Raw genomic sequence first — 25,285 nt, forward strand, 5'->3', positions numbered from 1 at the left:
TGCACCCCCGACCCCGGGCCACGAGGCAAGACACTTCGCTCTGGTCAGCCGTTACGCTGACCACACCGCGAAGGAGCCCGCATGCCCGGACGTCAGCACAGCCGAGAGTTCAAACTGGAAGTGGTCAGCCAGATCAATTCAGGCCAGCGCACCACCGCTCAACTCAGCCGCGAGCACGCTCTCGCCCCAAGTCTGATTCACCGGTGGCGTAAGGAGGTCGAGGCGCGTGGCGTGGCCGCGTTCACCGACGGGGCCGCAACGGATCGTAGCGCTGAGCTGCGAATCGCTGAACTGGAGCGTCACTGCGGCCAGTTGTCGCTGGAGAACTCAATCTTAAAAAAGTCCTTGTCGACGTACCGCTCGACCAGCGGCACCAAATGATCCAGGATGCGCGCAGCGCGCATCCTGAGGTGTCGGTACGTCGACTGTGCCAGCTCCACGATGTCAGCCGCTCCTGGTACCTCGAGCAGCAGGGCCGGGAGGTGGCCGACCCCGATCAACCGCTGGCCAAGGAGATTGAGGCCGTGGTGCTGAAGTGGAGCGGCTACGGGTATCGGCGAGTCACTCGTGAACTGGCGCGCCGGGGACACCGGGCGAACCACAAACGTGTCCTGCGCGTAATGCGGGAACGTCGGCTGCTGTGCCGTCCCAGGCGCCGGTACCAGGCGACCACCGATTCCAAGCACAGCGAGACTCGCTTCCCGAATCTGCTCCCACAGGTCGAGGCGGTCAAACCGGATCAGGTCTGGCAGTCCGATTTGACGTACGTCCGCGTGCAGGACGGCTTTGTGTACCTGGCCTGTGTGCTGGACAGCTGTACTCGCGAGATCGTGGGCTGGGCGATGTCGAAGTTCATGGACGTCGATCTACCCCTTACAGCGCTCAACAACGCGCTGACAGCGCGTTGTCCTGCTCCTGGTCTGCTGCACCACTCGGATCAGGGGTCGCAATACGCCAGCCGGCTGTACATTGACCGCTTGAAAGCCATGGGCATCACGCCAAGCATGTCCAGGACGGGCAATCCCTACGACAATGCCCGGATGGAAAGCTTCTACAAGACCCTGAAGACCGAGGAGGTCAATGTGCAGGAGTATGTCGATCTGGACGACGCCCGTGAGCACATCGACCACTACATCGGGACGCTGTACAACCGCGAACGCCTCCATTCCAGCCTGGGCTACGTTCCACCCGCCGAATTCGCCACCCGCTATCATCACGCCTAGAAGTGACTTGCCCCGTGGCGCGGTCGATTGGGTTCACTCCAGTATCGAGAAAGGTGTGCCAGGCCGATGCCTAATGTCACAGCAAGAGTGTTGATCAGCAGCATCGATCCGAGTTGTGGCCAGGCTATCTCTACAGGGATTGAGGGCAGTAGATCCATTGGCAGGTAAATGGCCCCCGACCAGCTCGTGGGCATCGGCAGCGTCACAACTCTGGCCAGTAGAGACAGCAGCAGTGTCGAGACCAGATGCACCAGCCTGACCGGGAACGGCCTGATGTTCCGTTCGGTCAGCTGGTAGGCGATCATGCAGGGCAGGGCCAGCCCCCCGAGCGCCAAAGCTGGAAGGTATGGTTGCCCGGATACGCCAGTGCTGAGGCTCAAGGCATTAAACCCAGCGGTCATCACAGTACCCAGGACGACATAGATCAAGGTGGCTGCGGCCATCAGGTTTGCTCGACTGCGGAAATGCAGGACACGGCCGCTGCGGCGGGCCTCGCGCTCCCATTCTCCATCCTCCACGCTCGCCGCCTCGTTTTCAATTCCTGTTTTCCACTCTTCAGGGGTCATGTCAGCGCTCCTTTCAGGGTGCGTACCGGCTGAGAGTCGTGCCGCTCGCGCGCCAGCTTCAGGCCGGCGTCACTCAGGCGGTAGATGTGGCGGGGCGGCTTGCCCGGATGCGGCGAGTCCTCCCACCGGGCGTCCAGATAGCCCTGCTCGTGCAGCCGTTGCAGGATGGGGTAGAGGGTGCCGCTTTTAAGCTCCGTAGCTTTACTCAGGTCGTAGCCGTAGGTGTGGCTGGGGTAGGTATCCAGCAGGCTGTGCAGCACGGCGCGGGTGTGCGGGCTGGTATTCGGGGAGCGGGGCATGTCCTATTTCGACATATATAGACTTTAAAGTCAAGCGGCGGAGTGGGTGGCCCGGAGTCCGATCAGGCCAGCGTCTTCCGATCAGGCCAGCGTCTGCAGCCCGAGTGCTTCCCGAAGCTCGGCGTGAGAGTGCAGGAAGCGGGTCACGCCGACCTCCTGTAGGGCCTCACGCCCATCGTGGGTCAGGTGCCCGTCGTGGGTCAGGTGGCCGCCCGCCAGCAGGCCCCACACGGTCGCCCCGGCGGCCACGCCGGCACTCGCCCCCGGCGCGCTGTCCTCGATCACCACGCAGCGCGTCACGTCGGCGCCCAGTTGAGCGGCGGCGTAGCGGTACAGCTCCGGGTGGGGTTTGCCCAGGCCGCCCACGAACGAGGGATCGTAGGCGTGGGGGCCGACCAGCGCGGACAGCCCGGCGCCGTCCAGCTTCATCTTCAGGCGGTTTTTCTCGCTGTTGCTCGCCACCGCGAACGGGATGCCTGCCGTCCGGAGCGCGCCCAGCGTCTCGGCCGCGCCCTCGATCAGTGGGACGTGCGAGAAGGCGCCGTTGAAGCGCTCGCCGAGCATGGGCAGGAAGTCCTCGGGGGCCTTCCAGCCGCGCCCCTCCTCCAGCGCTCTCAGCACGCCCTCGAAGCGCTGCCCGGAGGTCAGGCGGGTGATCTCGGCCGCGCTGAGGTGCAGGTCGCGCTCGGCGAAGATCTCGGCCCACAGCGCCCCGATGATGGTCTCGGTATCGACCAGCACGCCGTCGAGATCGAACAGGACGGCCGCGAACTCCACTTCCGGCATCACGTATCGGAGTCCGGGCCGTGCTCCCAGCCGGCCAGGATGTGGATGTGCGTGTGGAAGATGACCTGCCCGCCCCCAGCGCCGCAGTTCACCAGCAGGCGGTAGTCCTGGGCGTGCATCCGGGCGACCTTCAGCGCGGTCAGCCACAGCTCGCCCAGTTCGGCGGCGTCGGTGATCTCGTCGATGCGCGCCGTGACCTTCTTCGGGATGACCAGCAGGTGGATCGGCGCCTTCGGGGCGACGTCGCGGATGGCGATGTACCGGTCGTCCTCGTACACGATCTCGCTGGGAATCTCCCGCGCGATGATGCGCTCGAACAGGGTGGGCTGGGACGTCATGGGGTTCACTCTACCCGCCGGGCCCGTCCAGGCTGGGGCTTCATCTGGCGTTCATCTCGGGGGGAGGCGTGATCCGATCCGCCCGGCCGCCGCTTATAGCTGGATGTCAGACGAACGCCCCAGGGTGAGCCCCTCACCGGCCCGGCGTGACCATCCTCCGCAGCCCCTCACCGGGTCACGCCCCCGCGGCGTGCTCCGCGGGCCCTTGCACCCCCTCCCAGGAGACCGACCATGACGACCATCGACGACCAGACCACGACTGCCACCACCGACACCCTCAACCGCCGCGCCGCGCTGGGCTTCCTGGGCAAGATCGGCCTGGGCACCGCCGCCTTTGGGCTGGCCGGCACGGGCGCCCTGGCCGCGCCCAAGAAGGACATCGACGGCGACGTGCTGAACTTCGCCCTGAACCTGGAATACCTCGAAGCGGCCTTCTACCTCGCGGCCGTGGGCCGGGTCAACGAACTGCGCGCCATCGGCGGCGGCGCCGAGATCCGGCTGCCCAAGAACCTGGACATGACGCGCGGGATGCAGTTCAAGGACAGCAACGTGCAGGCGCTGGCCAACGACATCGCCGAGGACGAGCTGCAGCACGTCAAGTTCCTGCACGGCGCGCTGGGCAAGGGCGCGGTCATGCGGCCCGTCATCGACCTGAGCGGCGCCTTCGACGCGGCCGGTCAGGCGGCCTCGGGCGGCGCGATCAAGGGCTTCAACCCCTACGCCAACGACCTGTTCTTCCTGCACGGCGCCTTCATCTTCGAGGACGTGGGCGTCACGGCCTACAACGGCGCGGCCACGCTGATCACCAACCCGGCCTACCTGCAGGCGGCGGCGGGCATCCTGGCCGTCGAGGCCTACCACGGCGGCGCCATCCGCACCATGCTCTACCAGCAGCGTCAGGTCACGGCGGCGGCCGGACTGTACGTGGGCCAGGTCGTCGGCGCCATCAGCGCCCTGCGCGCCAAGGTCGGCGGCGGCAAGGACATGGGCCTGAGCGACGCCAGGGGCAGGGCCGTCATCGCCCCGGCGGACATGAACGGCGTGGCCTACGGCCGCACCACCCGCGAGGTGCTGAACATCGTCTACCTGGCGCCGAACGCCAGCAAGGGCGGCTTCTACCCGAACGGGCTGAACGGCTCGATCAAGTAAGCCAGACTTCAGGTGTGCTCTAGGCGCACCCGAGCGGAGCGAGAAGAAGTGGCGGCCGGAGTGCGGCGAAGGAGGGATCTGCCGGTGGTGTCCTGGCAGGTCTCGGAAGCAGAGCACTTCGGCGGAACAGAGAAAGGCGGCCTGGACGTGGTTCCGGGCCGCCTCCCTGTGTGCCTCATGGGGTTGATAGCCTGAGGGAGTGACCCCTGCGCCCACCCCGGCCGACCTGCGCGCCGCCGCCCGCCGCACCCTGGAGCGTCAGCCGTCGGTACAGGCGGCCCTGAACGCCATGGGCTTCCTGCAGGCCGATCCCATCCGGGCCCCGGCGCGCGCCCAGGACCTGACCCTGATGGCGCGCGTGCCCGGCTACCGTGCCGGCGATCTGGAGCGGCTCTACCCGGAGCTGGACGCCGAGGAGGACATGATCCCCAACTACGGCTTCGTGCCCCGGGCGGTGCAGGCGCTGCTCCACCCGCGCGTGGTCGAGTCCACCCGCATCGAGCGCGAGCACCCGGAGCTGCTGGACGAGGTGCGGGCGCTGCTGCGGGAGCGCGGGGAGCTGCACCCCAAGGAGCTGGTCGCCGCGCTGGGCAGGCGCACGGCGTCCAACTACTGGGGAGGGCAGAGCAGCGCCACGACCCGCGCGCTGGACGCCCTGCACTACCGGGGCGAGGCCCGCGTGACCCGGCGATCCGGCGGGGTGCGGGTCTACGGCGTGGCCCCGCATCTGGAGGCGCTGCGGGCTGCGCCCCTGCCCGAACCCGAGCGGCTGCGCGCGGCCGTGCATCTGCTCGCCGCGCTGTACGGCCCGCTGCCGGAGGCCAGCCTGGGCTACCTGACCTCGCTGTCGGGCTTCGGCTTTCCGCACCTGAGAACGGCGCTGCGTCTGGCGTTCCGGCAGGCCGTGAAGGAGGAACTGGCTGGTGCGAAAGTGGATGGCCTGCGCTACGTCTGGACACTGGACAACGATCCGCAGGGCGCCCCCACCCCGCGCGGCGTCCGCATCGTGAACCCCTTCGACCCACTGGTCTGGGATCGGCGGCGTTTCGAGCACCTGCACGGCTGGGCTTACCGCTTCGAAGCCTACACCCCGCCCGCCAGACGCACGATGGGCTACTACGCCCTGCCGGTCTTTCAGAACGAACGCGCGGTCGGCTGGGCGAACCTCAGGGTAGAGGGGAGCGAGCTGCGCGCCGAGGTCGGCTTCGTGCCGGGTGTGCGCGAGACGGCGACGCTCAGGAAGGGGCTGGACGCGGCACTGGGCCGCTACCGGACATTCCTGGGCCTGGAGACCTCCGCCTCCGCCCAGGCCTGAAGGACGTCCTCCTGCGCCTGGATCACGCCGCTGCCCGGTTGCCGGTGAGCCTGCCGGATGGTCGAGAGGACATTCAGCGCGAGCCCTGCCCGCTCCTCGTCGGCCAGGGCTGAGGGTGTGAGCGCCAGACCGTGTTCGGCCAGTTCCTCCCGGTACGCCTCCCGCAGCGCCGGCCCCAGTCGGGCGCGTTCGGCGGCGTTCAGGCGGATGGCTAGCAGGTGCGCCAGATCCTCACCCAGCACGGATGGGTGCGTCTGGCCGTAGTCGATCAGCACCGCCTCCTCGCCGGAGCGCGGCCACAGCACCTGCCCGGAATGGATGTCGCCGTGGGCCAGCGTGACCACGCGGGAATGCGAGAGCAGCTTCGGCAGGGCCTGCACGATGTCCTGCACGGCCCCCTCTGCCGGGCCATACCTCCAGGTCTGCGCCGCCATGCGCCCGGCCCGTTCGAGCGTTCCCGAGGGGTTCCAGGCCCAGTCGCCCCGCAGGTGGGGCAGACCCGGCCCGCTCCAGAAGGCGTGGTGCCGGGCCAGTAGGCGCACCACCTCCAGCAGCGCGGCCTCGCGCGCCCCGTCGGTCTGGAAGGCGCCCCAGCCGGTGGTCTCGTCCGTCAGGTCGCGGGTCAGCAGATGGGCCCGCGTGCCGCCGGGCCCCCCGGCCGAGTGGAGGTGCGGTGCGTGGCGCACGGGCGACAGCGGCGCGAGGTCGCGCAGGTAGGCGCTCTCGCGGGCCAGGCGCTGCGCCGCGCGCCCGTCGGCCCAGCCGGCCGGCAGGTACTTCAGGAACAGCGGGCCGTGGGCCGAGGCATAGCGGGCGAAGGCCGCCCCCTCGCCTGTCCAGGCTTCCACCACGCGGCGGGGGCCCGGAAACAGCGCCCGCAGGTCGCGCGGCCAGATCCAGGCAGCGAGCACCGGGCCGTGGCCGCGCAGGGCGTCCCAGACGTCACCGAGCAGGGCGACGGGACGCGGCAGGGCCGCCCCCATCAGGTCAGCCCCAGCAGGCCGGCCCCCATCAGGCCAGCCCCCATCAGGCCAGCAGGGTCACCACGCCCAGCAGGCCGCCGCCCAGGGCCAGCGCCGCCACCACGAAAGCGCCCAGGCAGCCCAGCGGCCCGCGTGAGCGGCGCACCTGACGGTAGTGGCCGCCCTGCACGTAGCGGCCCCGGTGTCCGCTGGAATGGCTGTGGCTGTGGCCCAGCAGGCCCCCCGCGAGCCCACCTGCCAGTCCACCCCGGCGGCGGTGACCACTGCGACTGAAGGAAAACGATCCGACCGAGAATCCACTCATGCCCCCAGGTACGGAGGACGGCAGTCCAGGGTTCCCCGATTTCACGAGGCTGATCCCGGTTCAGGCATGAGCCTGTTACACACCCTACTCAGGCGCTTATGATGGGCCCCATATGAGCAGCGCAGTGAGCGAGCGGAAGTATTTTGGCACCGATGGTGTCCGGGCCGTGGCGGGCGAGCACCCCCTCACGGCCGGCTGGGTCATGGCCCTGGGCGCGGCGGCCGGCGAGGTGCTGCAGCAGCGCCACCCCGCCGCCAGCGTCGTGATCGGCAAGGACACCCGACAGAGCGGCGACATGCTGGAGGCGGCCCTGGCGGCCGGGCTGACCAGCCGGGGCGTGAACGTGATCCACGTGGGCGTGCTGCCTACCCCTGGGGTGAGCTACCTGACCCGTCACCTCGGGGCGGCGGCCGGCGTAGTCATCAGTGCGTCGCACAACCCCTACGAGGACAACGGCATCAAGTTCTTCGGCGCCGACGGCCAGAAGCTCTCGGACACCACGGAGCTGGAGATCGAAGCAGCCCTCGACCGCGTGGCGCGGCTGGTGCCGGTCACCGGGGTGCGCCTGGGGGGCGTGACCAACTACACCGAGGCCGAGCGGCTGTACGTGGATTTCCTGCGATCCCACGCGCCCGACCTGCGCGGCCTGAAGATCGCCCTGGACTGCGCGAACGGCGCGGCCTACCGGGTGGCGCCCAAGGTCTTCCAGGCGGCGGGCGCCGACGTGTTCGCGGTGTACACCACGCCCGACGGCCGCAACATCAACCGGGGCTGCGGCTCCACGCACCTCGATCACCTGCAGCGCATCGTGCGGGAGGGCCCCTACGACCTGGGAATCGGCTTCGACGGCGACGCCGACCGAGCCCTGTTCGTGGATTCGCGGGGGAACGTGGTGCACGGCGACCACATGCTGCTCCTGAACGCCCGCGCACGCGGCGAGAAGTCGGTGGTCACGACGATCATGGCGAACATGGCGCTGGAGGTGCGGCTCCGGGAAGCGGGCATCGCGCTGGAGCGTACGGCGGTGGGCGACCGCTATGTCCACGAGCGGCTGCACGGCCAGGGCCTGCATCTGGGCGGCGAGCAGAGCGGACACGTGTTGTTCCTCGACATCTCCCCGACCGGCGACGGCGTGCTCACGGCGCTGCTGACCCTGGCGAGCATGCGGCGGCTGAACACCTCGCTGGATTCCCTGCACGACGACCTGGTGATGTTCCCGCAGACCCTGGTGAACGTCAGGGTGGGCGACAAGAAGGCCATCGCCCGCGACGAGGTGGTGCTGTCGGCCGTGGCCGAGGCCGAGGCGCGGCTCTCCGGGCGGGGCCGCGTGAACCTGCGCCCCAGCGGCACCGAGAACCTGATCCGCGTGATGGTCGAGGGCCAGGACAGCGCCGAGATCCACGAGATCGCGCGCACGCTGGCGGGGCTGGTCGAGCAGCGGGGACAGCTCGGGAGCTGAACGGCGGGGCTGGCCCAGATCAGCGGCGCCTCCGGAGCATTACGCCCACAGTAGAATCGTTGGCATGACCTCCGGCTCTCCCGACACGCTGGTGCTGATTGACGGGCACGCGCTGGCCTTCCGCTCCTATTTCGCGCTGCCGCCGCTCACCAGCCGCTCCGGTGAGCCGACCAACGCCATCCTGGGCTTCCTGCGCCTCACGCTGCGGCTGGTGCGCCAGCGCAGCAATCAGGTGATCGTGGTCTTCGACCCGCCGGTCAAGACTTTCCGGCACGTGCAGTTCGACGGCTACAAGTCCGGCCGCGCCGACACGCCCGCCGACCTGCCGAAGCAGATCAACCGCATCCGCGAGATCGTGGACGCGCTGGGGCTGCCGCGCCTGGAGGAACCCGGCTACGAGGCCGACGACGTGATCGCCACGCTGACCCGCATGGCCGAGGGCACCGGCATGCAGGTGCGGATCGTGACCAGCGACCGCGACGCCTATCAGCTCCTCGATGACCACGTCAAGGTCATCACCAACGACTTCAAGCTGATGGGCCCGGCCGAGGTGCTGGAGAAATACGGCGTGACCGTGCGCCAGTGGGTGGACTACCGCGCCCTGACGGGCGACGCCAGCGACAACATCCCCGGCGCCAAGGGCATTGGCCCCAAGACGGCGGCCAAGCTGCTGCAGGAATACGGCACGCTGGAGGGCGTCTACGAGGCGGCGCGGGCCGGCACCCTGAAGCCCGACGGCACCCGACAGAAGCTGCTCGATTCGGAAGAAGCCGTCCAGTTCAGCCACCAGCTCTCGTGCATGGTCACCGACCTGCCGCTGCAGGTCGACCTGGGCCGGGGCCGGCTGCCCGGCGATCCGGCGCGGCTGGAGGAACTGCTCAGCGAACTCGACCTGCACTCGGTCAAGCGCGACGTGGCCGGCCTGGACGGCCAGGAGTCGGCCCTGCCCGACGCCGTGCTGGACGCGGGCGAGCGCTCGGCCCCCGCGGCGGATCGCCCGGCGCAGGAGGGGGGCGAGCCGCTGGAGGCGCCCGAGGTGCGGCCCTGGCGGACTCCCGGTCAGGACGTGGTCTGGGGCTATGTCCTGTCGCGCGAGGACGACCTGACGGCCGCGCTGCTGGGCGCCGCCACCTATGAGCTGGAGGACGGGGTGGCCGTGGTTCGGAGTGCCCCGACCCAGGAGCCCGACGAGTGGCAGCGGGCGGTCGAGGCGGCGCGGCCGGTGGGGTTGTTTGGTGAGGAACTGGGCGCCGATCCGCCCAACAAGGCCCAGCAGAAGGCGGCCGAGAAGGCCCGCAAGGAGCAGGACAGGGCCACCGCGAAGCTGCGCGGCCAGTTCCCCGCCACCGTGGACGACGCCGAGTTCATCGGGCAGCGCGAGGTGCGGGCGGCGGGGGCCAAAGCGCTCTCGGCCCACCTCAGCGTGCGCGGCACGGTGGTCGAGCCCGGCGACGACCCCCTGCTGATGGCGTACCTGCTCGACCCCACGAACACCACCATGGCGACCGCCTGCGAGCGCTACCTGCGCCTGCCCTGGCCGGCCGACGCGGCGGGCCGGGCGGCGATCACGGCGGAGCTGCTGCGGGTGCTGCCAGGGCAGCTCGACGAGGCGCGCCGCACGCTCTACGACGATATGGAGCGCCCGCTGGCGAAGGTGCTCTCGCGCATGGAGGTGCGGGGTGTCCGGCTGGATACCGAGTACATCCAGACCCTGGCCGCGCAGATGGGCGTGCGGATCCGAACCCTGGAGGCCCAGATCCACTCGCTGGCGGGCCGCGAGTTCCAGATCCGCAGCCGCGATCAGCTCGAAGCCGTGCTCTACGACGAACTGGGGCTGGCCAGCGGCAAGAAGACCAAACTGACCGGCAAGCGCTCGACCGCCGTGGCCGCCCTGGAGCCGCTGCGCGACGAACACCCCATCATCCCCGCGCTGCTGGAATACCGCGAGCTGGAAAAGCTGCGCGGCACGTACCTGGAGCCGATGCCGAACCTCGTGAACCGGCGCACCGGGCGGCTGCACACCACTTTTAACCAGACCACCGCCGCCACCGGCCGCCTGAGTTCGCTGAACCCGAACCTGCAGAACATCCCCATCCGCTCCGAGCAGGGCCGCGAGATCCGCAAGGGCTTCATCGCCGACGAGGGCTTCTGTCTGATCAGCGCGGACTATTCGCAGATCGAGCTGCGGCTCCTGGCCCACATCGCCGACGATCCGCTCATGCAGCAGGCCTTCACCGAGGGCGCCGACATCCACCGCCGCACCGCCGCGCAGGTGCTGGGCCTGGACGAGGCGACCATCACGCCCAACCAGCGCCGCGCCGCCAAGACGGTCAACTTCGGCGTGCTCTACGGCATGAGCGCCCACCGCCTCTCGAACGACCTGGGCATTCCCTACGCCGACGCGGCCGGCTTCATCGAGGTGTACTTCAGCACCTATCCGGGCATCCGGGGCTACATCGACCGCACGCTGGAATTCGGCCGCACGCACGGCTACGTGGAGACCCTGTATGGCCGGCGCCGCTACGTGCCCGAACTGGTCGCCACGAACCGCACGCTGCGCGAGGCCGGCGAGCGGCTGGCCTACAACATGCCCATCCAGGGCACGGCGGCCGACATCATCAAGCTCGCCATGATCCGGCTCGACCGTGAGCTGGACGCCCTGGGCGCCCGGCTGCTGCTGCAGGTACACGACGAACTGCTGATCGAGGCCCCCGAAGACCGGGCGGATCAGGTGGCGGCCATTACCCGCGAACTGATGGAGGGTGCCGCCCAGCTCAAGGTGCCGCTGGCCGTCGAGGTCGGCGTGGGGCCCAACTGGTACGACACGAAGTAGGGAAGCAGGGAGGCTCCGGGGTCAGGCGGACCGCCCGAGCGTCATGTCACCCGCAAAACCATGGCCTGGAGGCTGTGTGGATCGGGTGGAGGTCGGTGGGCGATAAGCAGTGGCAGATGGGCAGAGCCGGCGCCACCCGAGCCTGAGTGGCATCCTGAGCCGCACGTCAGGCTCCACGCTGCCTGGGTTGACCGTTGCCCCTGTCCATCCTGTGCTGGTGCAGATGAACCGGGGTGCTGGCCGTCGGTTGCCACGAGCGCCTGCTGACCTTCCTCCACGTGGCTTTGGAGCCGTGAGGTCGGGTCTGACGATTCACCAGGCGGGCTTGTGCCTCAACCCCATTGGCTCAGGGGTAACCGTGATGCTTACGAGGCGGTCGCGAGGCTCTGTCACGTGGAGCGCTGTGTATCCGCTCTACAGCAGCGCCGCGCAGCTCCGGGGGGAACCGGCGGCGCCAGGGCTCACTTCGAGCTTCAGACCTTGACGAATTCCTGCACGCCCATCACGAACATCACGGCGCCGCCCACCGGCACCTCCACCGGGTCGCTGACCAGACTCTCGTTCTGCTCGCCCATGGGCACGCTGGGGGCGACCAGCCGGGTACGCGTGCGGCAGGTCTGGCGCACCAGGCGCTTGAGATCCTCCATGCGCTCGTCACTCACGCCGATCATCAGGGTGGTGTTGCCTTCACGCAGGAAGCCGCCCGTGCTGGCGAGTTTCGTCACTTCGAAGGCCTGTTCGGACAACACGCGCATCAGTGCCGAGGCGTCTGCATCCTGAATGACCGCGAGAACCAGCTTCATGCGGCGCAGCATATCAAACGGGGTGTGAAGGCACGGTCAGGGCGTCGGCGGGCGCGAAGTGGCCAAGCACGACCGTCTGCCGGCATGAAAAAAGGGCCTCCGGAGAGGCCCCGGAGGCCGGCTGAAGCTTAGGCGACCTGCTTCTTGCGGGTGGCGATCTTCTCGGGCGCGGCCTGTTCCTGGCCCAGCGCCTGGGTTTCTTTCAACCGGAAGATGACCAGGCTGCCCACGAAGGTGCAGGTGATCATGCCGTGCGCGTTGAGCAGGCTCAGGGCCGTCATGACGTCTTCACGGGTCATGCGGAGCTGGTCGCTCATGTACAGGGCGCTGTCGGCGCGGCCCTCGAGGTAGTCGCGCACCTTCTTGGCGTCGCTGGTCAGCGGGGTGGCGGGCACGTCGGCCAGACCGGGGTCGGCCAGACCGTACACGGCGCGGGTGCCGGTGCCGGGCAGGCGGCGCACGCGGCCCTGGTCGAGCAGGCTGGCCAGCGCGGCGCGCAGGTGCGAGAGGGCCAGGCTGGTGGTCTTGGCGAGTTCGGTTTCGACCCATTCGGGCTTGCTGTCCAGGGCCTTGAGCACCAGCTTTTCGTTGGCGCGGCGGGTTTCCTGCAGATCTTCGAGGGTGGGGGGATTGAACATGCAAACTCCTCCGGTGATGGACTGCGGCTCCGTCAGGCTTGGTGGCAGCTCCGCAGGTTGAGGGGGGTGTCAGGCGAGACGCAGTGCGGGGGGTGTTCGCTTGACCGGGTACAAGTGCACCCTTCGGTGCAACTTTCCTATTATATTCAGGTTTTTTCTCATTTTGGATGAGCCGCGGGGGTGTTGACATTTAGGGTTTTACCGTCCCTACCGGGGTGAATGCCGTGTCTATCGGCACTCAGGAGGTAGCCGCATTGTATAGCTGGGCTGCCCTGTCCCTCTGGGAAGGACAGATATGAAGGGCCGCCCCCGGGGCCTCCCTGAGAGCCGCCCCTGTGGCTGTCGAAATGGACGATTGCAACTCTGGTCTCTTATTCCCCGTACCGGGGGAGACTGCGGGCCCGTCCCCGGCCTCCCAGCCCACGCCCGCCCCCCCTTCCCCCTTCCTGTCCCATGACCCTCCCGGAGCGACATGCTTGAGATCCAGAACATCACCAAGACCTACGGCTCATTCCAGGCCCTGCGCGGGGTGAGCCTCCAGGCCCCGGAGGGCGAGGTCTTCGGCCTCCTCGGCCCAAACGGCGCCGGCAAGACCACGCTGCTCAGAATCCTGGCCACCCTGCTGCTCCCCACCTCCGGCACCGTCAGGGTCAACGGGCTCGACGTCCTACGCGAGCCCGAGGCCGTGCGCCGCATCGTGGGTGTGGTCAACGGCGGCATGGGTCTGCCCGCGCGCCTGACCGGCCGGGAGGTGCTGCGCTCCTTCGCCGGCCTCTACGGCCTGACCCAGGCGCAGACCGAGGCGCGGATCGCCGAGCTCGACGAGCGGCTGGAGCTGGGCCGCACCCTGGACGTGCGGGCCGGCGAATACAGTTCGGGCATGAAGCAGAAGGTCGTGATCGCCCGCTCGGTGATCCACGACCCGGCGGTGCTTATCCTTGACGAGGCGGCCAGCGGCCTGGACATCTTCGCCCGCCGGACGCTGCTGGACTTCGTGCACGCCACGCGGGCGCCCGGCCGCCTGACCCTCTACTCCACCCACGTGATGAGCGAGGCCGAGGAAGTCTGTGACCGCGTGGCGATCCTGCACGAGGGGCAGCTCCGCACTGTGGGCCGCATTCCGGACATCCTGGCCGACACGGGCGAGCCCAGCCTGGAACGGGCCTTCTTCACCCTGATCCGGGGAGGCCCGGTCGGGGACGGCCCGATCCAGAAAGGCCAGAGCCAGAGAGGAGGGCCGCGTGCGGTCTGAGGCGCGGCCTGGGCGGCCCTCTGGCTGGCTGCGCTGGAATATGGTCTGGCGGATCGCGGCGCGCGACCTGCTCTCCACCCTGCGCGATCGCCGGACGGTCGCCGCCACGGTGCTGATGCCGATGATCCTGATCCCGCTGTTCACCCTGGGCCTGCCGCTGATGCTCGGGGGGTTCATCGGGGGGCAGCAGCAGGAGCGGCAGAAACTCGGGGTGGTCGGCACCCTGCCGCAGACCCTGAGGAGCGCCCTGACCCGCGACGAAACCCTGCCGGACGGCACCCTGGTGCGGGCGGGCCTGCAACTCGTGGCCGTGACGGACGCGCGCCGGGCGGTGCAGTCTGGCGAGGTCGAGGCCGCCGTGCAGGCCACCGCCGCGATTCCCACCGAGGCGGGCCAGGGCCGTGGCCGCCTGGAGGTCTACGCCAAGCTGAACAACATGCGAACCCAGACCGGGGCCTACAGCAAGGTGCGGGACGTGGTCGACACCTACAACCGCACGCTGACCCTGGCCCGCCTGAAGACCCTGGGCCTGGGCGAGCAGGCGCTCACGCCGGTCACCGTGGCCCCGGTCGACGCCAGTCCGCCCCAGGAGCAGCGCAGCGGACAGCTGGCCTTCCTGATCCCCATGCTGATGCTGCAGTTCATCCTGAGCGGCGCGATGGCCACCGCCGTGGATGCCACCGCCGGGGAAAAGGAACGCGGCACCCTGGAGAGCCTGCTGGTGTCGCCGGTGCGCCGCAGTGAGGTCGTGGCCGGCAAGCTGCTGGCGACCACCCTCACCGCCCTGACCAGCGCCAGTTTCAGCGTGCTGGGCTTCGTGCTGAGCGGGCTCCTGGTCGCCCGCCTGACCACCGGGCGCAGCGGCCCGAGCAGTGACATTACCCAGGCTCTGGGGGGCCAGCTGACCCTGACCCTGGGCGGCACCCTGGCGCTGCTGGGGCTGGCCCTGAGCGCCGCCCTGCTGATCAGCGCCCTGCTGATCGCCGTGGGCATCTACGCCCGCTCGTTCAAGGAGGCGCAGACCTACATCGCGCCGTTGTCGCTGGCGATCGTGCTGCCGGCCGTGATGCTGCAGTTCAGCGACTTCCTGAGCCTCAGCGCGGGCATCTATCTGGTGCCGCTGTTCGGGGCCATGCTGTCCATCCTGGAACTCGTGCGCGGGGTGGTGGCGCCGCCGCACATCCTGCCCGCGATCCTGGCGAATCTGGTGGGGGCCGCCCTGCTGGGCGCGCTGGCCCTGCGCTCGTTCAACCGCGAGGAGGTCATCTTCAGGAACTGAGCGGTCTCCGACCCGACAGGCCTCGGAAGGCTGCACAGCAGACACCACACCAGACACCGAGAACCCAAGGACTGACGCGAGATGGCCGGATCTGTGGTGGTGTCCGGCCAATGGACAGACGCCGGGTGAGCGGGGAAGGGGAGACGCCTTGCAGACCCCACCCGCCCGAAGTGAGGAGCCGCGGCGACGGTCTGCTCTGACTGGGCGCCCTAGAATGCCCGGCGATGCGGCTGGCGATCATTGCGGACATTCACGGCAACCTGGACGCACTGGACGCGGTACTGGGCGACGCGCGCTCGCAGGGCGCCGAACGCCTGATCGTCAACGGCGACGTGGTAAACCGTGGCCCGGACTCCGTGGCAGCTCTGGAACGCCTGCTCCAGCTTCCGGCGGTGTCCTTCACCCTGGGCAACCACGACGACCTGCTGAGGCTCTGGCAGGCCCGCAGCCCGGCCCTTCCCGCCGACTGGTTCGCCGATCCGTTCTGGGGCGCCACCGCCTGGAGCACGGCGCAGCTGGAGAGGGCCGGGCTGCTCGACGTGCCCGCCGCCTGGCCCATGACCCTGAGCCTCGGCGAGCCGGGGCTGCCCACTGTACTGATCGCGCACGGCACGACCGACGACTACCGCGAGGGCATCAGCGAACGTACCCCCGCCGAGCGCATCGGGCAACTGCGCCAGGGGCCGGACGGGGCCGAATACAGCGTGCTGGTCGGCTCGCACATCCACCGACCGGCCCAGGCCCGAACCGCGGGCACGCTGGTGCTGAATACCGGCTCCGTCGGGTCGCCCGCCAACGGCGATCCACGCGCCCAGTACCTGCTGCTCACGGGCACGCCCGGCGTCTGGCAGCCGGACTTCCGCGCCGTCCCCTACGAGCGGTCGGCCGTGCTCGCGCGCTTCGCGTCCAGTGGCCTGCTCTCGACCGGCCTGAGCGCCGAGATCTTCCGTCAGGAGGTCATCACGGCGCGGAGCCTGTACACGCCGTACTGGCTCTGGACGGAGGAACAGGGACTGCCCCGCACGGTCTCCACCTGGGAGACGTTTCTGCGCTCCGTGCTCCCGATCGCCCGCGAACCGGCCCGCTGAAGCTGCCCAGCCGCGTTCGTCCTGAGGGACTTCTGGGCACGGCTGCTCTCACGGGGCTGGCTCGGTATCACGCCCCTTCCCACAGGGCTCTGAGCTCTGAGCTATGAGCACCACCAGCCCTGAGCTCATAGCCCAGAGCTCAGAGCTCACAGCCCTCCAGCCGCCTCCCCCAGCACAGCAACAGACCCGCCCATAGATGCTGGGCGGGTCTGGGACGAGGAAGCTTACTTCAGGGTCGGGGGGATCAGCACGGTGTCCAGGGTGTACACCACGCTGTTGCCTGCGGTCAGGGGGGTGGTGTTCGCCAGCTTGCCGCCGGTCAGGGTGGTGCCGGAGAGCACGCCCGCCTTGTAGCTCGTGCCGTCGGCCTGCAGATCGATGGAGCTGCCCTCGGCGCTGCGGAGCTGGGCCACTTTCAGGCCGTCGTCGACGACCTTGCCGCTGACCACGTGGAACAGCAGCACCTGCTTGAGCTTGGCCGGATCGGCGTTCAGGGCGTCCAGGGTCGCCTGGGGCACCTTGGCGAAGGCGTCGTTGGTGGGCGCGAACACGGTGTAGTCACCCTTGAGCAGGGTATCGACCAGACCGGCCTTGGTGATCAGGCTGACCAGGGTGCTGAACTGCGGCTGGCCCTGCAGCAGCTCGACCAGGGTGGCGGCTGCCGGCGTGGTGGTCACCGTGGCCGTCGTGGTGGTGGTCGTGGTGGCCGCGGGGGTGGTGGCCGCCGGCGTCGCAGCCGGAGCGGTCGCTGCCGGAGCGGCGGCGGCCGGCTCAGCCGCGGCGGGAGGGGCGGGGAGCACCAGGTTGGGGGGCAGCAGCACCTTGTCGATCACGAAGATGTTGCCGTTGCTGGCTTCCACGGCGGCGCCGTCGACCTTGGCGCCGCCCACCGTCTGGGTGGTGCCGTCGAGCTTGAGATCCAGGCTGCCGCCCTCGGCGCTGGCCAGCTGGGCCACGGCGCCGATCTGCTCGGCCGTCTGCTTGCCCGTGACCACGTGGTACAGCAACACCTTCTTGAGGGTCTCGGGATCGCTGGCGATCAGGGCCAGCGTATCGGGGTCGACCGCCTCGAAGGCGGCGTTGGTTGGCGCGAACACCGTGTACTCGTTGCTCATCAGCACGTCGGTCAGGCCGGCGTCGCTCAGCAGGTCACGCAGCGTCGAGAAGCGGTCGTCGTTCAGGATGACGTCGTACAGCGTGTTCGACGCTATTTCGGCCGTGTCTGCTGCGGGGGCCGCCTCGGTGGTCGTCGTTTCGGTCGTGGCCGTCGTCGTGTCCGTGGTGGTCGTGGCCGTATCTGCCGCGGGAGCCGCCTCGGTGGTCGTGGCCGCCGTGTCGGTGGTGGTCGTGGTGGAGGTATCGGTGGTGGTTGTGGTCGTCGTGGCGCCGCTCAGGGGCAGGGCCGGGATCGCCATGAAGTCGGCGGCGGGGGGCGCACTGGCCGCCGGAGCGGCTTCGGCGGCGGGGGCCTCGGCCGCCGGCGCTTCTGCAGCAGGGGCCTCAGCAGCCGGGGCTTCGGCAGCGGGCGCTTCTGCAGCAGGAGCTTCAGCGGCCGGCGCTTCGGCCGCGGGGGCCTCGGCAGCGGGCGCAGCCTCGGTGGCGGGCGCCGCGGCTTCCATGGCGGGCATCAGCACCGTGTCGATCACGTGGACGACACCGTTACAGGCCGCGACATCGGCCTTGGTCACCCGGGCGTTGTCCAGCATGACCATGGCGCCGTTGACGGTCACCAGAATGCCGGAGCCCTGCACGGTGTTCACGGAGGTCGAGGTCTTGACCTGGGCGGCGCTGACCTTGCCGGGAACCACGTGGTACAGCAGGATGGTCTTGAGCAGTTCGGTGTCGTTCAGGGCGGCCGCCAGCGTGTCGCTGGGCAGCTTGGCGAAGGCCGCGTTGGTCGGCGCGAACACCGTGTACTGGCCGCTCTGCAGCGTCTGGGTCAGGCCGGCCGCGTTCAGGGCGGTGGCCAGGGTGGAGAAGTTGGGATCACCGGCGACGATCTGCGCGATGGTCTTGCAGGCTCCGGCGGGTGCGGGGGCGGCAGGGGCGCCGCCACCACCGGCGAAGGCCGGGGTCGCAAGCATCAAGCCGAGCGTGATAAAGCTGGTCTGCTTCTTCATCGAATCACCTCTGAAAGGAACTGGATTGCCAATTGTCCGAGACTCAATCTTCCCCAGAACGCATGAGAATGCAACCTGAGAGAGCATCTGGTCAGGTCATCTAAATGAATTCGACGCACGCTTTGGTGCTATTCTCATATTCCGCTCATGCTTGGATGAGCCGACCTAGGCTCGCCGTATGCATCCACCACGCCATCCGGCAGCCGACGGCGGAACGTTGGGGAAAATGTTGTTCCCATCGGAACTTCACGAATTCCGATATCCTTTGCCGCGATTGGTATCCCGGCAACCCATGTCTGGATGGTCGGTGCAGCCCCGAGGCCCTGATCTGATCCGGGCTCCAGATTCGTCCCTGTCCGCTCAGCGCCCGAAATACTCGCTCAGGTCGGCTTCCGTGATCAGGATGTCGCGGGGCTTGCTGCCCTGGTGCTTGCTGACGATGCCCATGGATTCCAGCATGTCCATCAGCTTGCCGGCGCGGGCGTGGCCCACCGAGAGCCGGCGCTGCAGTCTGGAGACGCTGCCCTGCCCTTCCTCGATGCAGATCTGCGCGGCCTGCCGCAGCAGGGGGTCGCTGAAATCCATGTTCGAGCGGTCGGTGGTCGGGCCGCTGGCCTCAATCCCACCGTCGAAATCCGCGCCGTAGGTCTCCACGAACACGTCCTCGAACACCTGCCGGCGCAGTTCGTCGCTGATCCGCACCGACTCCAGCTCGCTGATGTAGGGGCCCTGGAGCCTCAGCGGTTTGATCAGTCCCGGCTGGTAGAACAGCATGTCGCCCATGCCGGTCAGTCGCTCGGCGCCCATGGCGTCCAGGATCGTGCGCGAGTCGTGGCTGGAGCTCACCGCGAAGGCGATGCGGGCCGGCACGTTCACCTTGATCAGGCTGGTCAGGATGTCCACGGAGGGCCGCTGGGTCGCCAGGATCAGGTGCATCCCGGTGGCGCGGGCCATCTGCGCGAGGCGCATGATCGCGGACTCGACCTCCTTGGGCGAGGTGATCATCAGGTCGGCCAGCTCGTCGATGATGATGACCAGGTGCGGCAGCTCGGTCTCGCCGGTCTGGCGCATCTTGGCGTTGAACTGCTCCAGGTTCTTGGCGCCCACCTGGCTCATCATCTTGTAGCGCCGCTCCATGTGGGCCACCGCGCCCAGCAGCACGCCCGCCGCGTCCACCGGATTGGTCACCACGCTGCGAACCAGATGCGGGATGCCGTCGTAGGGGGTCAGCTCGACCATCTTGGGGTCGATCATCAGGAAGCGCAGTTCGGTGGGCAGGTACTTGAACAGCAGTGAGGTGATCAGGGTATTCACGCACACCGACTTGCCCGAGCCGGTCGAGCCCGCCACCAGCAGGTGCGGCATCTTGGCGAGGTCGCCGACCATCAGCTCGCCGTCGATGCTCTTGCCCAGGATGACCGGCAGTTTGGCGCGCGTGTTCCGGAAGCCCGGCGCCGCCGCCGCCTGATGGAAGGTCACGGGCTCGCGCTCGGTGTTGGGAACCTCCAGGCCGATCACGCTCTTGCCCGGTACCGGCGCCTCCACCCGCACGCCGCCCACCGCCAGGGCGCGGGCGAGGTCGTTGCTGAGGCTGGCGATGCGGCTGATCTTCTCGCCGGGCGCCGGCTCGATCTCGTAGCGGGTCACGGTGGGGCCGCGCGCGTAGTCCACGACCTTCGCCTGCAGGTTGAAATGCCGCAGGGTCTCGTCGATCAGACCGGCGCGCTGCCGGGCGGCGGCGTCGAGCTGGGCCGTGTTCACCGCGGCCAGCGGCACCGGATCGAGCAGGTCGTAGCCCGGCAGCGCCAGAGGCAGGGCGCCCACCACCGGGCGTGGCTCGACCCGGCCGCGTTCGTCCGAGTCTTCCCAGGGGGCGCTCGCGGCGGCGCGGGTGGCGGTGGCCTGCACGCCGCCCCCGCCCAGCAGCGGCTCGGCCGGGCGGGGAGGCACTGCGGCCAGGGGCCGGGCGGGTGGCCGCGCCGACTGCTCCTGCGCGGGCCCAAAGGGCAGGTCGTCGTCGTCCCAGCCGCTGAAGGGGTCGGGCGACGTGCCTGCATGGGCGCTCAGGGCGGACGTCGGCAGGGGCTCGGCGTCCGCCTCGTCCCAGAGGGCGGCATTCAGCCCTGGAGCCCCCGGTGCGGACAGGTTGACCGGTTCCCGGCTGCCATGTATAAGCGCATGGGCCGGGGGTGGCGGAAACGCCGGAGCCTCAGCCCGATGCGGTGGGCTCCCAGCGGTCAGGCCCCCGGTGAAATCGATGTCCAGGGTCGGGGGCACCGACTCGCTGCGGGTGCTCATGGCCTCGGCGCGGCGCCGCGCCTCCTCCTGCGCCTGGGCCAGCCGCGCGCGCCATTCCCCCGGATCGGCCAGGGTGCCGTCCGGATCGGCGGTGATCGCCTCGGCCAGCATGCCGGCCACCTCGGTCGGGGCGCGGTCGAAGGCGGCGCTCAGCTCGGGCCAGCCCGCGTAGGCCCCGGCGCGTGCCTGCCAGCGCGAGAAGTCCTCGGAGAACAGCCGCCACGCGCCCACGCGCTCCTTGTGGGCCGCCCACTCGCGGGCCAGGATGGCCGTGTCCGCCCTGGCCAGCGCCTTCTCGGCGGCCTTGCGCTCGCGTTCCAGGCGCCCCGCCCGCTGGGCCAGCCGCTGCACTTCCATCACCATCGAGCGGCGCAGGCGTTCCAGCGCCCCGCTCGCCAGGGTGCTGGGCAACTCGGCGCACAGCTCGTGGCGCCCGGCCCGCACCTCGTTCGCGATCGTCTCCACCGTGGCCCCGGCGTCCGGCGCCTCGCGGGTCACGTCCTCGCGCAGGTCGCGGGCGGCGTTGTTCACGAAGGTCTTGCTGACCTCCCGCCAGGCCGCCTGATCCCTCTCCAGGTGCTTGAGCCCGGTCTCGTCCAGCGCCCGCAGCCCGCGCTGGGCGGTGCGGATCTCGTCCTGCTGGGATTTCAGCTCCTTGGCCTGCGGGTACAGGCGCCGCAGCGTCTCCAGGTCGCGGGCCTGCGCGGCCAGCTGCTGGCGGGCGTCCGAGCGCAGTCGGGCCGCCTCCCGCCCCTCCTGCCGGGCCTCGATGGCGCCCTGTACCCCGGCCGACGCCCCGCCCAGCAGCACGCTCACGCGGCGGAAGACGGTCTTGAGCAGCGCGAAGGGCGAGTACCGCAACATCAGCTCCAGGCCCAGGGTCAGGGTCACCAGCGGCAGCAGCGCGGCCAGGTAGCTCAGCGCCCGGAACAGCGGCGTCATCGCCAGCTCGGCCAGCCGTCCGGACTCGCCGGGCTGCAGGGTCTCCTGCAGCGCCAGCACCGAGAGCACGACCACCGCTCCGCCCAGCACGCGCCGGGTCAGGTTCCGCAGGTCGCGGCCCAGGAACACCAGCACCCCGTAGGCCACCGGCACGATGGGCAGCAGGTACGCGCCCCAGCCCAGCCAGAGCAGCAGCAGGCCACGGCTCTGGCCCATGAAGCCGGCCGTGCCCGCGGTCGATTCCCCCTGTTCGAGCAGCAACGTCACGGCCAGGAAAATGCCCAACGCGAACAGAACCAGTCCCAGCGCCTCACCATCGAAGCGGCCGACCGGAGGAGCGCTTTTCGCACGAGCCTTCGCCATGCCCGGCAGTGTACCCCACGGCGCCTGACAGACGCATCTCAATCAGCGGCCAGCACGGCATTTCAGCAGTGCCCCTGACGCCCGGCGGCCTCATACTGCAGGGGTGACCCTGATCCTGCCCGCGACCCTCGCCGACGCGCTCTGGGCGCACGCCGCGCGCGAGGCCCCGCGCGAGTGCGTGGGCGTGCTGGGCGGCCGGCAGACCGGAGACCTCGCCCAGGTCACGGCGCTGTATCCGCTGGGCAACATCTCGGCCCGCCCCGAGCACGAGTATCTGGCCGACCCCGGTCACCTCCTGCGGGCCCTGCGGGCCATGACCGCCGACGGCCAGACGCTGGTGGCGCTGTACCACAGCCACCCGCGTGGCCCGTCCTGGCCCAGTCCGACCGACACCCGGCTGGCGAGCTACCCGGTGCCCTACCTGATCGCCGATCTGCGCCGCCGGGAACTGCGCGCCTTCCGCCTGCCGGCCTGTCAGCCGGTGCCGATCGAGCTGGAATGAAAACGGGCCTTCACCCGCCGAGCTGACCGTGGCACCGCCTCCTGGGGTGAGGGGTGCGGGTCGGCTGCCGAGGAGGGGTACAAAAAAAAGCGCCCACGGGGGGCGCTGGACGCGGGTTCAGAGGGCTACTTGCTGAGCTGACCGATGATGCTGAACATCGGGAGGAACATCCCGGCCACGATCGTCCCCACGATGCCGCCCAGGAACAGGATCATGATGGGCTCGATGGCCGCCGTCATGCCCTCGACGGCCTCATCGACCTCGCGGTCGTAGAAGTCGCCGACCTTGCTGAGCATGGAGTCCAGCGAGCCGGTCTCCTCGCCGATGGCCACCATGGAGACCACCATGGGCGGAAAGACCTTGCTGGTCGCCAGGCTGGAACTCATCTGGTCGCCCACCATGACCACGTTCTTGGCGTTCTCGATGGTCTCTTCCACGATGGCGTTGTTGGCGGTGCCCTTGGTGATCTCCAGGCTCTCGATGATGTTCACGCCGGAACTGATCAGCAGCCCGAAGGTGCGGGCGAAGGAGCTGATGGCGCTCTTTTTCAGCAGGTTCCCGAAGATCGGGATGCGCAGCTTGATGTCGTCGATGACGTGGCGGCCCTTGGGCGTCTTGTAGTAGGCCCGGTAGGCAAACGTCACAATGGCGATGATGGCCACGATGTAGAGGGTGCCGTGCTGCAGGAAATTTGACACGGCCATCAGCGCGCGCGTGATCAGCGGCAGCGGCGCGTTCATCTGCGCCAGGATCGAGGCGAACTGCGGCACGATGGTGGTGAGCAGGAAGTAGGTGATCAGCACGGCGAAGATCAGCACGATGACCGGGTAGGTCAGAGCGCTCTTGATCTTGCCGCGCAGGGCGAGTTCCTTTTCCTGGAAGTCGGCGATGCGCTCGAGCACCGAGTCCAGGGTGCCGCTGGTCTCCCCGGCGCGCACCAGGTTCACGTAGAGCCGGTTAAACAGCTTGGGATACTTCACCAGCGATTCGCTCAGCGGCGTGCCGCTCTCGACATCGGTACGCATGGCCTTCACGATGGCCTGGAAGCCTTTGTGCTCCAGCTGCCGCTGCAGGATCGCCAGCGACTGCACCAGCGGCACCCCGGCGTTGATCAGCGTGGCCAGCTGCTTGCTGAACACCGCCACCTGTTTGAGGCTGGGCGGCCGGTCGCCGATGAAGGGGATCTTGATATCGGCGTTCAGGCCCGCCTTCGGCGGCTTGATCTCGACGATCATGAGGTTCTTCGCGCGCAGGGTGTCGCGCACCTGGGCGACCGACTCCGCCTCCATCTGAGATTTCAGCACTTTCCCAGAGCGGTCGCGCACACGGTATTCGAAGACGGGCATACCGGATGAGTATAGTCTTGGGGGTCTTGCGGCCACCTTACAAACCGGGGGTCAGACCCCAGCCGGACACCGGCCCGCCTCTGCGATCCGCCACAGCCCCTGCGACCCTCCTCCACGATGAATCCCCCACCCGTTCCCCCCACCCCCGCTCCCGAGTGGCACGCCGCCGTGTCGGCTGCCCTGGACGCCCTGCACAGGGGCGGCGTCGTCGCCTACCCGACGGAGACCGTCTGGGGGCTGGCCGCGCACCCGGCCTTCCCGGAGGCCGTGCAGCGCCTGCGCAGCGAGAAGGGCAGTGCCGCCGACAAACCCCTGCAGGTCTCCTGCGACAGCGCCCGGCAGGCCCTCCTGCTGGCCCGGCCGGATGGGTCGCTGGAACGGCTGTCCGGGCTGTGGCCCGGCCCGCTGACCGTGGTCACGCCGGGCAGCGCCCTGTGCCCGCCGGCGCTGATGCCACAGGGCAAGGTGGGCCTGCGGGTGCCGGATCATCCGGTGGCGCTGGAGCTGCTGCGCCGCTCCGGCGGCTTCCTGGTCACCACCAGTTGCAACCGGACGGGCGAGCCCCCCGCGCTGACCGAGCAGGAGGCGCGGGCCACCGACCTGGCCGACCTGACCCTGCCCGACGGTGGGGTGCCGGCCGGCGGTCAGGCGAGCACCGTGGTGCTGCTGCCTGGGGGTCTGATCCTGCGCCGGGGCATTCTGGGCGAGGCACAGATCCGGGCCGCCTTGCGGGGCACCGCACTCCCCCCGACCGGAGAGCGGCCATGACGGCGCCTGCCCGGGCGCTGATCGGCGCCTCGCTGCTGGCGGCTGGTCGGCCGGTCAGCGCCCGCGAACTGGGCACGGTGCTGGGCCAGGACGAGGTCACGGTGCGCCGCGAGATCCAGGCGTTCATCGGGCAGGTGGAGGCGGCGGGGCTGGGCTTCCTGGTCGAGGAGGTGGCCGGGGGCTACCGCCTGGTCGTGCCGGCGGGGCTGGCGGCCCAGCTCTCGCCGCTGCTCTCGCCGCCGCCGCTGCCGCCCCTGAGCAGCGCCGCGCTGGAGGTGCTGGCGGTCGTCGCCTACCGGCAGCCGATCACGCGCGCCGAGATCGAGGCCATGCGCGGCGGCAGCGCGGGCACGGTGGTCACCCTGCAGGAACGCGAACTGGTCAAGGTCGTGGGCCGCTCGCAGGCGGTCGGCCAGCCCCTGCTGTACGGCACCACCGAGCGCTTCCTGCTGGAGTTCGGCCTGGGCGGCCTGGGCGACCTGCCCCCCCTGGAGGGGGAAGACTTCGCCCATCTGCTGCGGGGCTAGGCGGCCGGGGCGGGCTGCCTGCCGCCCTCCACACCTCCCGCTTCGTTAGCCCTCCACGGCGGTCCTCCACTACGGGGGGTCACTTGTGGTTCCGTGGGGAATAG

23 protein-coding genes are annotated in these 25,285 nt (G+C 69.4%); 12 read left to right on the forward strand and 11 right to left on the reverse strand.

Translation table 11 applies throughout. The annotated features are described in order from the left end of the window. The first annotated feature begins 81 nt into the window (after positions 1 to 81). A complete protein-coding gene (locus CVO96_RS14930) occupies positions 82 to 381 on the forward strand; it encodes a transposase (protein ID WP_103312903.1) in 300 nt (99 codons plus the stop codon). Beyond that, entirely contained in the window at positions 378 to 1,223 is an 846-nt protein-coding gene (locus CVO96_RS14935; protein ID WP_103312904.1) for an IS3 family transposase, read from the forward strand. Before CVO96_RS14930 ends, CVO96_RS14935 begins: the two co-directional genes overlap by 4 nt. Here CVO96_RS14935 and CVO96_RS20795 read toward each other — a convergent pair. From CVO96_RS20795 to CVO96_RS14950, 4 genes are all read right to left on the reverse strand, one after another. After that, a complete protein-coding gene (locus CVO96_RS20795) occupies positions 1,220 to 1,789 on the reverse strand; it encodes a hypothetical protein (protein ID WP_133161806.1) in 570 nt (189 codons plus the stop codon). The two genes, CVO96_RS14935 and CVO96_RS20795, sit on opposite strands and share 4 nt — an antisense overlap. Beyond that, positions 1,786 to 2,088 (reverse strand): PadR family transcriptional regulator, encoded by a 303-nt coding sequence (locus CVO96_RS14940; protein ID WP_103312905.1) that lies wholly within the window; start codon positions 2,086 to 2,088, stop codon positions 1,786 to 1,788. Before CVO96_RS14940 ends, CVO96_RS20795 begins: the two co-directional genes overlap by 4 nt. Before the next feature lie 81 nt (positions 2,089 to 2,169). Next, complete coding sequence (locus tag CVO96_RS14945) at positions 2,170 to 2,874, reverse strand: HAD family hydrolase (protein ID WP_103312906.1); 705 nt, start codon at positions 2,872 to 2,874, stop codon at positions 2,170 to 2,172. Further along, positions 2,874 to 3,212 (reverse strand): histidine triad nucleotide-binding protein, encoded by a 339-nt coding sequence (locus tag CVO96_RS14950; protein ID WP_103312907.1) that lies wholly within the window; start codon positions 3,210 to 3,212, stop codon positions 2,874 to 2,876. The genes CVO96_RS14945 and CVO96_RS14950 overlap by 1 nt, the downstream gene beginning before the upstream one ends. Before the next feature lie 231 nt (positions 3,213 to 3,443). Here CVO96_RS14950 and CVO96_RS14955 point away from each other — a divergent pair, with 231 nt between their 5' ends. After that, positions 3,444 to 4,361, forward strand: a complete 918-nt coding sequence (locus tag CVO96_RS14955) for a ferritin-like domain-containing protein (RefSeq protein ID WP_103312908.1) — start codon at positions 3,444 to 3,446, stop codon at positions 4,359 to 4,361. Between the two features lie 199 nt (positions 4,362 to 4,560). Further along, entirely contained in the window at positions 4,561 to 5,676 is a 1,116-nt protein-coding gene (locus tag CVO96_RS14960) for a DNA glycosylase AlkZ-like family protein (RefSeq protein WP_243398387.1), read from the forward strand. Here the strand turns inward: CVO96_RS14960 and CVO96_RS14965 are convergent. Beyond that, entirely contained in the window at positions 5,628 to 6,659 is a 1,032-nt protein-coding gene (locus CVO96_RS14965; protein WP_103312909.1) for a phosphotransferase family protein, read from the reverse strand. The genes CVO96_RS14960 and CVO96_RS14965 overlap by 49 nt on opposite strands. A 43-nt stretch (positions 6,660 to 6,702) precedes the next feature. After that, complete coding sequence (locus CVO96_RS14970; RefSeq protein WP_103312910.1) at positions 6,703 to 6,963, reverse strand: hypothetical protein; 261 nt, start codon at positions 6,961 to 6,963, stop codon at positions 6,703 to 6,705. A gap of 124 nt (positions 6,964 to 7,087) precedes the next feature. Between CVO96_RS14970 and glmM the strand changes: the two genes are divergently transcribed. Beyond that, positions 7,088 to 8,422, forward strand: a complete 1,335-nt coding sequence (gene glmM / locus CVO96_RS14975) for a phosphoglucosamine mutase (protein WP_103313541.1) — start codon at positions 7,088 to 7,090, stop codon at positions 8,420 to 8,422. Positions 8,423 to 8,486: 64 nt separating this feature from the next. Further along, a complete protein-coding gene (polA, locus tag CVO96_RS14980) occupies positions 8,487 to 11,255 on the forward strand; it encodes a DNA polymerase I (RefSeq protein WP_103312911.1) in 2,769 nt (922 codons plus the stop codon). A gap of 473 nt (positions 11,256 to 11,728) precedes the next feature. Here the strand turns inward: polA and CVO96_RS14985 are convergent, their stop codons facing one another. Both CVO96_RS14985 and CVO96_RS14990 read right to left on the reverse strand, forming a co-directional pair. After that, positions 11,729 to 12,058 carry a cyclic-di-AMP receptor gene (locus CVO96_RS14985; protein ID WP_103313542.1) on the reverse strand — a complete coding sequence of 110 codons (330 nt, stop codon included), beginning with the start codon at positions 12,056 to 12,058 and terminating at the stop codon, positions 11,729 to 11,731. Positions 12,059 to 12,186: 128 nt separating this feature from the next. Next, the gene (locus tag CVO96_RS14990) at positions 12,187 to 12,696 is read right to left on the reverse strand and encodes a transcription initiation factor IIE subunit alpha family protein (protein WP_103312912.1); all 510 of its coding nucleotides are present in this window, start codon (positions 12,694 to 12,696) and stop codon (positions 12,187 to 12,189) included. Positions 12,697 to 13,168: 472 nt separating this feature from the next. On the opposite strand from CVO96_RS14990, the gene CVO96_RS14995 reads away from it, so the two are divergent. From CVO96_RS14995 to CVO96_RS15005, 3 genes are all read left to right on the forward strand, one after another. Beyond that, positions 13,169 to 13,948, forward strand: coding sequence for an ABC transporter ATP-binding protein (locus tag CVO96_RS14995; RefSeq protein WP_103312913.1), 780 nt, complete (start codon positions 13,169 to 13,171; stop codon positions 13,946 to 13,948). Positions 13,949 to 13,988: 40 nt separating this feature from the next. Further along, entirely contained in the window at positions 13,989 to 15,227 is a 1,239-nt protein-coding gene (locus tag CVO96_RS15000; RefSeq protein WP_103312914.1) for an ABC transporter permease, read from the forward strand. Between the two features lie 224 nt (positions 15,228 to 15,451). After that, positions 15,452 to 16,315 carry a metallophosphoesterase family protein gene (locus CVO96_RS15005; RefSeq protein ID WP_103312915.1) on the forward strand — a complete coding sequence of 288 codons (864 nt, stop codon included), beginning with the start codon at positions 15,452 to 15,454 and terminating at the stop codon, positions 16,313 to 16,315. Positions 16,316 to 16,539: 224 nt separating this feature from the next. Here CVO96_RS15005 and CVO96_RS15010 read toward each other — a convergent pair whose 3' ends face one another. Both CVO96_RS15010 and CVO96_RS15015 read right to left on the reverse strand, forming a co-directional pair. After that, positions 16,540 to 18,399 carry a fasciclin domain-containing protein gene (locus tag CVO96_RS15010; RefSeq protein ID WP_243398388.1) on the reverse strand — a complete coding sequence of 620 codons (1,860 nt, stop codon included), beginning with the start codon at positions 18,397 to 18,399 and terminating at the stop codon, positions 16,540 to 16,542. 396 nt (positions 18,400 to 18,795) lie between these two features. Continuing rightward, positions 18,796 to 22,038, reverse strand: a complete 3,243-nt coding sequence (locus CVO96_RS15015) for an FtsK/SpoIIIE family DNA translocase (protein ID WP_103312917.1) — start codon at positions 22,036 to 22,038, stop codon at positions 18,796 to 18,798. A gap of 103 nt (positions 22,039 to 22,141) precedes the next feature. Between CVO96_RS15015 and CVO96_RS15020 the strand changes: the two genes are divergently transcribed. Next, entirely contained in the window at positions 22,142 to 22,540 is a 399-nt protein-coding gene (locus tag CVO96_RS15020; protein ID WP_103312918.1) for a M67 family metallopeptidase, read from the forward strand. 125 nt (positions 22,541 to 22,665) lie between these two features. Here the strand turns inward: CVO96_RS15020 and pilC are convergent, their stop codons facing one another. Next, positions 22,666 to 23,886: a type IV pilus assembly protein PilC gene (pilC, locus tag CVO96_RS15025; RefSeq protein ID WP_103312919.1), complete on the reverse strand. Its 1,221-nt coding sequence runs from the start codon at positions 23,884 to 23,886 to the stop codon at positions 22,666 to 22,668. 117 nt (positions 23,887 to 24,003) lie between these two features. Between pilC and CVO96_RS15030 the strand changes: the two genes are divergently transcribed. Together CVO96_RS15030 and scpB are read left to right on the forward strand one after the other, a co-directional pair. Continuing rightward, positions 24,004 to 24,654 carry an L-threonylcarbamoyladenylate synthase gene (locus CVO96_RS15030; protein ID WP_103312920.1) on the forward strand — a complete coding sequence of 217 codons (651 nt, stop codon included), beginning with the start codon at positions 24,004 to 24,006 and terminating at the stop codon, positions 24,652 to 24,654. Then, entirely contained in the window at positions 24,651 to 25,181 is a 531-nt protein-coding gene (scpB, locus tag CVO96_RS15035; protein ID WP_103312921.1) for an SMC-Scp complex subunit ScpB, read from the forward strand. The genes CVO96_RS15030 and scpB overlap by 4 nt, the downstream gene beginning before the upstream one ends. Positions 25,182 to 25,285 lie beyond the last annotated feature (104 nt).

Origin of the sequence: Deinococcus koreensis, assembly GCF_002901445.1 — a bacterium.
Taxonomy (GTDB): Bacteria; Deinococcota; Deinococci; order Deinococcales; family Deinococcaceae; genus Deinococcus; species Deinococcus koreensis.

Excerpts from the sequence above, each read along its gene's own strand:
- CVO96_RS14930 (WP_103312903.1), top strand. The coding sequence starts at position 82 with ATGCCCGGACGTCAGCACAGCCGAGAGTTCAAACTGGAAGTGGTCAGC.
- CVO96_RS14935 (WP_103312904.1), top strand. The coding sequence starts at position 378 with ATGATCCAGGATGCGCGCAGCGCGCATCCTGAGGTGTCGGTACGTCGA.
- CVO96_RS20795 (WP_133161806.1), bottom strand. The coding sequence starts at position 1,789 with ATGACCCCTGAAGAGTGGAAAACAGGAATTGAAAACGAGGCGGCGAGC.
- CVO96_RS14940 (WP_103312905.1), bottom strand. The coding sequence starts at position 2,088 with ATGCCCCGCTCCCCGAATACCAGCCCGCACACCCGCGCCGTGCTGCAC.
- CVO96_RS14945 (WP_103312906.1), bottom strand. The coding sequence starts at position 2,874 with ATGCCGGAAGTGGAGTTCGCGGCCGTCCTGTTCGATCTCGACGGCGTG.
- CVO96_RS14950 (WP_103312907.1), bottom strand. The coding sequence starts at position 3,212 with ATGACGTCCCAGCCCACCCTGTTCGAGCGCATCATCGCGCGGGAGATT.
- CVO96_RS14955 (WP_103312908.1), top strand. The coding sequence starts at position 3,444 with ATGACGACCATCGACGACCAGACCACGACTGCCACCACCGACACCCTC.
- CVO96_RS14965 (WP_103312909.1), bottom strand. The coding sequence starts at position 6,659 with ATGGGGGCGGCCCTGCCGCGTCCCGTCGCCCTGCTCGGTGACGTCTGG.
- CVO96_RS14970 (WP_103312910.1), bottom strand. The coding sequence starts at position 6,963 with ATGAGTGGATTCTCGGTCGGATCGTTTTCCTTCAGTCGCAGTGGTCAC.
- polA (WP_103312911.1), top strand. The coding sequence starts at position 8,487 with ATGACCTCCGGCTCTCCCGACACGCTGGTGCTGATTGACGGGCACGCG.
- CVO96_RS14985 (WP_103313542.1), bottom strand. The coding sequence starts at position 12,058 with ATGAAGCTGGTTCTCGCGGTCATTCAGGATGCAGACGCCTCGGCACTG.
- CVO96_RS14990 (WP_103312912.1), bottom strand. The coding sequence starts at position 12,696 with ATGTTCAATCCCCCCACCCTCGAAGATCTGCAGGAAACCCGCCGCGCC.
- CVO96_RS14995 (WP_103312913.1), top strand. The coding sequence starts at position 13,169 with ATGCTTGAGATCCAGAACATCACCAAGACCTACGGCTCATTCCAGGCC.
- CVO96_RS15000 (WP_103312914.1), top strand. The coding sequence starts at position 13,989 with ATGGTCTGGCGGATCGCGGCGCGCGACCTGCTCTCCACCCTGCGCGAT.
- CVO96_RS15005 (WP_103312915.1), top strand. The coding sequence starts at position 15,452 with ATGCGGCTGGCGATCATTGCGGACATTCACGGCAACCTGGACGCACTG.
- CVO96_RS15010 (WP_243398388.1), bottom strand. The coding sequence starts at position 18,399 with ATGCTTGCGACCCCGGCCTTCGCCGGTGGTGGCGGCGCCCCTGCCGCC.
- CVO96_RS15015 (WP_103312917.1), bottom strand. The coding sequence starts at position 22,038 with ATGGCGAAGGCTCGTGCGAAAAGCGCTCCTCCGGTCGGCCGCTTCGAT.
- pilC (WP_103312919.1), bottom strand. The coding sequence starts at position 23,886 with ATGCCCGTCTTCGAATACCGTGTGCGCGACCGCTCTGGGAAAGTGCTG.
- CVO96_RS15030 (WP_103312920.1), top strand. The coding sequence starts at position 24,004 with ATGAATCCCCCACCCGTTCCCCCCACCCCCGCTCCCGAGTGGCACGCC.
- scpB (WP_103312921.1), top strand. The coding sequence starts at position 24,651 with ATGACGGCGCCTGCCCGGGCGCTGATCGGCGCCTCGCTGCTGGCGGCT.